The sequence below is a fragment of the Phormidium sp. CCY1219 genome (assembly GCF_055795085.1).
The window spans coordinates 1-429 of sequence record NZ_JAYFEQ010000063.1 but is presented as its reverse complement, the minus strand read 5'-3'; the positions used below and the strand labels follow the sequence as shown (position 1 = coordinate 429).

General features: G+C 41.7%; 1 protein-coding gene. It reads right to left on the bottom strand.

Annotated features, from left to right (window positions below):
* Positions 1-383, bottom strand: a 383-nt coding sequence (locus tag AC0QH1_RS00440) for an HNH endonuclease (protein ID WP_442957257.1), incomplete at its 3' end; no start/stop codon positions are given.
* Positions 384-429: the final 46 nt, after the last annotated feature.

The following is a 429-nucleotide window of genomic DNA, read 5'->3' as shown; positions in this document are numbered from 1 at the left end:
TCCGCCGCTAGAGGTTTAATATGGTCTACCTCAATTAGGTCACTGTCCGTGAAGAACAGGCCGCATTCATTGCACTTGCCTTTTTGTTCCTTCAAAAGTCTGGCTAACTTAGTTGGGAGACCAACTTTGTTAATCCCTCTCTTACTCCAGTAAGCCCAATCTCCATCAAATGGAGACTTATCGCCTTTGACTTTGATGTGTCGCTTGATGGGAGTTTCTATGTGTTTTAATAATCTTAACCCATCTTGCGTTTGAAACGTCCAGTTTCCATTGGCTCCCTTATGGTAATACTTTCTGAGCTTATCAATGGACGCTTTTCCACATCTTGATACTGTCCATGCCCTTAAAGCTACCCAAACCATATAGTCGAGTTTGGAGTAAATTTCCTTGGATACTACTGTGCTGTAATAGTTACTCCATCCTTTTATG